The following is a 5,418-nucleotide window of genomic DNA, read 5'->3' as shown; positions in this document are numbered from 1 at the left end:
CTAAAAACGAGTCCAAAAATAATTGAAATTAAAATGAGTCCGCCATATGGTCCAAGGAATATTGATAAAGCAACTCCTAAAATTATGAATATAATAATGCCGAATATTGTCATTTGTTTTCCTCTCATCATAGATTTGCTACCAAATATACGGACTAATAATAAAGCGGTAATTTCACTTAACGTTGTTGTGTTCACGAACCCGAGAACCTTAAGCCCCCATTGGGCGGCCGCGACGCGGTTAGGTTCGCAGGGTTGTCCGCCTGATCCCACTTCCCCGAAATTCTTCGGGCGGACCGAGGAGTGTAGCGACAAAGCGTGAATACGGTGTTAAGTGAAGTCTTCGCCCTCTTCGAGATACACACTTACTTCGCTGAGTATTCGATCAACCAACAAACCCTTAATTCTCCTTCATGCCATTCATGTTCTTCTAATAGCTTTATCTTCTTGAATCCACAGCTTTCGTAGCACTTTAACGCTCTTTCATTCCATGCCTGGGGATCCATAATGACTTTATCTGCATTCTCATGGTTTATTAAGTATTCAAGCATTGATTTTATCAATTTCTTTCCTATTCCTTGATTCCAGAATTCGACTTCACCAATGAATTGATCCGTTCCAAATATTCTTTCCCCTTGATATCCGTATTCTTTCTGAGTTTCTTCGTCAACAAGATAGTATTGGATATATCCAATAGGTTTTTTATTGTATTCAAAAATACATCGAACTTCCTCGTCTTCCTTGTAGAAATTCTCTTTGACAAGGTCTAAATCATGAGGCCGGTCACGGCCTCCGTAGTATTCAAGTACTCTTGCATCAGATTGCCATTTAACGAGTAATTCCTGATCTTTTTGTTCAAGTGTTCGAACTAAAAGATCATCGGTTTTGTAAACAATCATCTTTGACCTCACTTAAATCATTTTTTTTGCGAAGATTTCACTTAACGTTGTTGTATTCACGAACCCTCACTGGCTTAAGGCGCGTTAGCGCCGGGTCCGACGGACTTAGCCAGTGCAGGGTTGTCGCCTGAATCCGCTTCCTCGAAATGCCTCTTGGCGACCAAGGGCCGACAGGCCCGCAACGTGAATACGGTGTTAGACGAAGGTTCAATCTTCCTCGAGTTTACTAGARAAAAGTTCTTCAATTGTGTTATWAATAAGTCTTTGATCATTCGGAAATAAAATATCTCTATGAAAGTGACCGAAATACCATCTTCTATATGTTAATCGTTCCTTAAAATGTTYCAAATATTGACTCAATWTATCTTCTTCAATACCAGTGTCCAGTGAATCGTTCAGTAACTTCAAGGTCGAAGAAGGACAAGTATGTGTTATTACAAAATCGACCTTCCAATTATGTTGTTCCAAATTCTCTAGACCTTCCAAATACTCTTCGGCTGACGGCATTTCTCTTGKCCACCAATTTATATTTTCTTTCCTATACTCTTTATCATGAGATTGAGCTCCACCAAAAGTGAATATCTTATAGCCCTTAATAGTAAATACTTGACCTCTCATTAAATGAATAATGTGTTCGTTAATCCTATGTATYTTCCCACCCTTCCAATGCTCCACAGGGAAGGACTCAAGCATTTCGAAGTTCTCATGGTTTCCGTCTATAAATAAAGTGGTAAAATTCTTCCGAGATAACCACTTTCTCCAATACAATTCATCGTTCTTATTGTCCCATATAAGTCCAAAATCACCGGCAACGATAACATAGTTTTCTTTAGTTAAGTCTCTATTCTTTGGAAAACGCTTTGAATTCAATTTACTGATATCTGTATAACCATGCAGATCCCCGGTTACATACATTCTCCTTCACTTCCTCGAAATACATTAAATAAATATAGTTCTATTGAACTTTCGTMTAACGTTGTTGTGTTCCCGACGTCCACCGTWGGTGGATGTGTCCGTCTGAATCAGCTCCTCCGAAATCCCTCAGACGGACCAAGGGGCGTATGCCCTGCAGTGGGAACATGCTGTTACACGACGGGACTTTGAGTTACCCACATTCTTCTCTGAAATTGCATTCACCAAGGTTTCCGATCTGCCTGTCTTTCAATTTCAAGGATATTTCTCTTGGTCTGCTTCAATTTTTGTGCCATCGGCGATTGCTTCCTGAACATCCTTCCGTGGCATGCTATTGCTCAATTCGCTACAGTATCAAGTACACCCCTATCGCTGATCGCTCGAAAGTAATCGGATATTTATTTCTTCTGGTCCCTTATATATCATCAATGTTATCCCTGACTTCACAGTTATCCCCATATTCCCCTCCTCTTGTCGTGTAACGTTGTTGTGTTCCCGACGCCTCACCGACTTAAGCCCCGTAGGGGCGGCCGCGACGCGGTTAGTCGGTGCAGGTGTGTCTGCTGAATCCACTCCTTTGAAATTCCTCTTGCAGACCAAGGATCGCTTGCGATCCGACGCGGGAACATGGTGATATCTGATGCCGGTGCCTTCTGTGAGTTATCATGCAAATTTTTTTTAAAATACAACCACCTACTTCCACATTATGGTACAATGTTAAAAAAATCCATAGAGGAGTACTTATTAATGAGGGAATTTATTCTTGAAAGTATAGAATTACTAGATGCACAATTATCATCCATTGAAAGCTCTATAATACGTTTATCAGATAATGATTTGTGGAAAAAGATACGACCTGAACTAAATAGCATTGKAAATTTATGTCTACATCTTGCTGGTAGTGAATATCAACATATTGTAAGTGGTATCGGTGGAGAGCAATTTGTACGAGAACGGTCAAATGAATTTCTAGCGGATGGAGGTTATAACGTTCAAGATCTTATTAACCATTTAAAAAATGTACGTAAACTAAGTAAAAATGTTTTAGCTGATCTTAATCCCAATGAATTAAATAGACTTGTTACTATTCATTACCCTCCTGATACAAATGTCTCTGTAAATGACTATACTCGCTCTTGTTTAACAATAATTCTCTTTGTTGTAGAACACTCGTCTTATCATACCGGACAAATAGTGTATATGACTAAAATCCTTCAAGATTCTAATGAGCACATACTAAAATGGAGACATTAATAATTTCAACCACGAAGTTCGATATCTTCGTGGTATTATTTTTCATTGTTTAATTATTATATAGCACCGGTTTCAGATAACGTTCTTGCATCTACGAACCCTCACTGCCTTAAGGACCGAAGGTCCGGCCGCGACGCGGTTAGGCAGTGCAGGGTTGTCTGCTGAATATGCTTCCCAGAAATCCCTCTTGCAGACCCAGGAGCCGTAGGCTCCGTAGCGTAGATGCGGTGTTATCGGATGTTATCGCCTACTTTGAGTTACTCAAAAATCCATCTTTCACCATATGTTCTTATTAATTCTTTATTCTCAGGCTTTTCTTCAACTACCTTGTCTTCTCTATCTTTAGTTTCGCCATTAATAGTAAAAATTCCATCAACTGCTCTTAACCAGGCTACATAATTCTTATTCTCCTTACTATAAATAATTTTGTAAAAAGTATTGGAATATTGTTCCCTTTTACCTTTTCTACTTTCCATTGTTAAAATAAATGGGCTATCTTCTAGTTCAACCTTCTTTATACTAAGCACTTTACCATTTCTTTCACTGATGACTTTATGTATTTCCGACTTCGCTAAATTGTTATTAAAAAGCCATAGAAAAGAGAAACAAATAAACGAAAGAATTAACAATAAAACTATAAAAATGGCAATGTTCTTATTCCCATACTTACGAACTACTACCATATTGTCCCCCGTAGTTTATGGTGTCATTATTTTTATGTCATTTAAAAATGCGATAGTTTCCGATAACGTTGTTGTATTCACGACGCCCAACCACCCTAAAGGAGCGAAGCGACTGGCCGCGATGCGGTTGGGTGGTGCGGGTGTGTCCGGCTGATTCCGCTTCCCTGCTACTGCAAATTGCAACCCCGAATCCTCTTCTAACTCCGGCCCGGACCGAGGGCCGAATGGCCCGAAGCGTGAATATGGTGTTAGGTGAAGTTCGGCTCTTCTTCGTTATACTATCAAATATCATTAGGTCCATATCTTAATGTCTTTCCAATCCAATCACTTGCATCTCTCCATTTAACTTTTTTGGAACTTATCCAGTTTACTGCAGCAAATTTGTATTGCCCTTCTGGATTCCAATTCCGGTCGTCAGCCCAATAAAATATTCCATTCCTATGTATTGAATGTAGCCTCAAAAATAATTGAATCGTAATTTTCAGGACTTGGAGCAACAAAAATTTGAGTTACTTCTTCAAACATTAATTCTATTGCCGTTGGATCTCTATCCTGTCTTTGAATTAATAATCTAACTCTATGATCTCTGTTTGCTGATAAAGACATTGATAAATCTTCATTGACGTAATGATCCGTCCACATGAATAGTTCTTTGATACAGGAATCATGAAACCAACCAAATGAATTCATTAAATTATCTAAATCGTTTTGGTTTTGAAGTTCGTGCCATAAAGTTATTGGCATATAGTTACCCTCATCTATTCAATGAATTTGAACTGCCGAATTTCACCTAACGTTCTTGTATTCACGAACCCTCACTGGCTTAAGGCCCGTTGGGCCGGCCGCGACGCGGTTAGCCAGTGCAGGGTTGTCTGCCTGACTCCTCTTCCTCGAACTGCCTCCGGCAGACCAAGGAGCCCTAGGCTCCGCTGCGTGAATACGCTGTTATCCGATGGACTCGCCTTCTTCGATGTTACTGAATAAGCTCTTTATCTTTCTTTAGATCTTTGCTATAGGAAAATATAAATACAAGTCTCCGTTGTTGTCTGTTGGTATGTAATATTCATGAACGGCTCCAACAATTGAAAGATTGTGATTATGCAAGTACTCTTTGACCATATAATTAAATGTTTCCTGATAAGACTGTTGATTACACTTTATTACAGCATACCTGTAGGAAGGAATTACCCATAAATTCCAGCCCGGAGGCGTTAAAGAATCATCAAGAACTTCGCACCCAGCCAAATATTTACCTTGATCATTCCAACGCTCAAATCGTTCTGTAATATCACTCATAGCTCCCCATATTCCAACCAAATTGCCTGTATTATCGGTTTTTGCTAGACTCCTAATTTCATAAAAAAGGCTATTTGCTTCTTCCCAAAGCTTAGGTATCCATTTGTAACCTTCATTCGATTTGCCCTGTCCTAATATACCAATGACAGTAAAGGACGATTTTTCAAGAATTTTCACATCCATAAAAGGTCCCCAATCTATGGTTAATGTAGTTTTCTGTAGGTCTTGCAAGTCTTTCGGATAACGTCTCTTGTATTCACGAACTCGAGAACCTTAAGGCGCTTTAGCGCCGGCCGCTGCGCGGTTAGGTTCGCAGGGTTGTCCGCCTGACTCCACTCCCCGAAATTCCTCGGGCGGACCCAGGGAGCGAAAGCG

The 5,418-nt window shown here is 39.8% G+C and carries 7 protein-coding genes; 1 reads left to right on the top strand and 6 read right to left on the bottom strand.

Annotated elements, in window-relative coordinates; all coding sequences use genetic code 11:
* The 3 genes from AC1DWB_RS30805 to AC1DWB_RS30795 form a co-directional block, all read right to left on the bottom strand.
* A partial coding sequence (locus AC1DWB_RS30805) for a hypothetical protein (RefSeq protein WP_477544915.1) occupies positions 1 to 197 on the bottom strand: 197 nt, incomplete at its 3' end.
* A 167-nt stretch (positions 198 to 364) separates the two neighbouring features.
* Complete coding sequence (locus AC1DWB_RS30800) at positions 365 to 898, bottom strand: GNAT family N-acetyltransferase (protein ID WP_477544914.1); 534 nt, start codon at positions 896 to 898, stop codon at positions 365 to 367.
* A gap of 207 nt (positions 899 to 1,105) precedes the next feature.
* Positions 1,106 to 1,813, bottom strand: coding sequence for a metallophosphoesterase family protein (locus AC1DWB_RS30795; RefSeq protein ID WP_477544913.1), 708 nt, complete (start codon positions 1,811 to 1,813; stop codon positions 1,106 to 1,108).
* Positions 1,814 to 2,557: 744 nt separating this feature from the next.
* On the opposite strand from AC1DWB_RS30795, the gene AC1DWB_RS30790 reads away from it, so the two are divergent.
* The gene (locus AC1DWB_RS30790; protein WP_477544912.1) at positions 2,558 to 3,064 is read left to right on the top strand and encodes a DinB family protein; all 507 of its coding nucleotides are present in this window, start codon (positions 2,558 to 2,560) and stop codon (positions 3,062 to 3,064) included.
* A 257-nt stretch (positions 3,065 to 3,321) separates the two neighbouring features.
* Here AC1DWB_RS30790 and AC1DWB_RS30785 read toward each other — a convergent pair whose 3' ends face one another.
* The 3 genes from AC1DWB_RS30785 to AC1DWB_RS30775 form a co-directional block, all read right to left on the bottom strand.
* On the bottom strand, positions 3,322 to 3,747 hold the full coding sequence (locus AC1DWB_RS30785; protein ID WP_477544911.1) for a hypothetical protein: 426 nt from the start codon (positions 3,745 to 3,747) through the stop codon (positions 3,322 to 3,324).
* A gap of 438 nt (positions 3,748 to 4,185) precedes the next feature.
* A complete protein-coding gene (locus AC1DWB_RS30780; protein WP_477544910.1) occupies positions 4,186 to 4,491 on the bottom strand; it encodes a hypothetical protein in 306 nt (101 codons plus the stop codon).
* Positions 4,492 to 4,746: 255 nt separating this feature from the next.
* The gene (locus tag AC1DWB_RS30775; protein ID WP_477544909.1) at positions 4,747 to 5,226 is read right to left on the bottom strand and encodes a GyrI-like domain-containing protein; all 480 of its coding nucleotides are present in this window, start codon (positions 5,224 to 5,226) and stop codon (positions 4,747 to 4,749) included.
* Between the last annotated feature and the right edge of the window lie 192 nt (positions 5,227 to 5,418).

This window comes from Paenibacillus sp. P4_E11, from assembly GCF_056401635.1.
This window is presented reverse-complemented; position numbering and strand designations above follow the sequence as displayed.

Coding starts and splice junctions, on each gene's coding strand:
- AC1DWB_RS30780 (WP_477544910.1), bottom strand. CDS start 4,491: ATGCCAATAACTTTATGGCACGAACTTCAAAACCAAAACGATTTAGAT.
- AC1DWB_RS30775 (WP_477544909.1), bottom strand. CDS start 5,226: ATGGATGTGAAAATTCTTGAAAAATCGTCCTTTACTGTCATTGGTATA.
- AC1DWB_RS30800 (WP_477544914.1), bottom strand. CDS start 898: ATGATTGTTTACAAAACCGATGATCTTTTAGTTCGAACACTTGAACAA.
- AC1DWB_RS30785 (WP_477544911.1), bottom strand. CDS start 3,747: ATGGTAGTAGTTCGTAAGTATGGGAATAAGAACATTGCCATTTTTATA.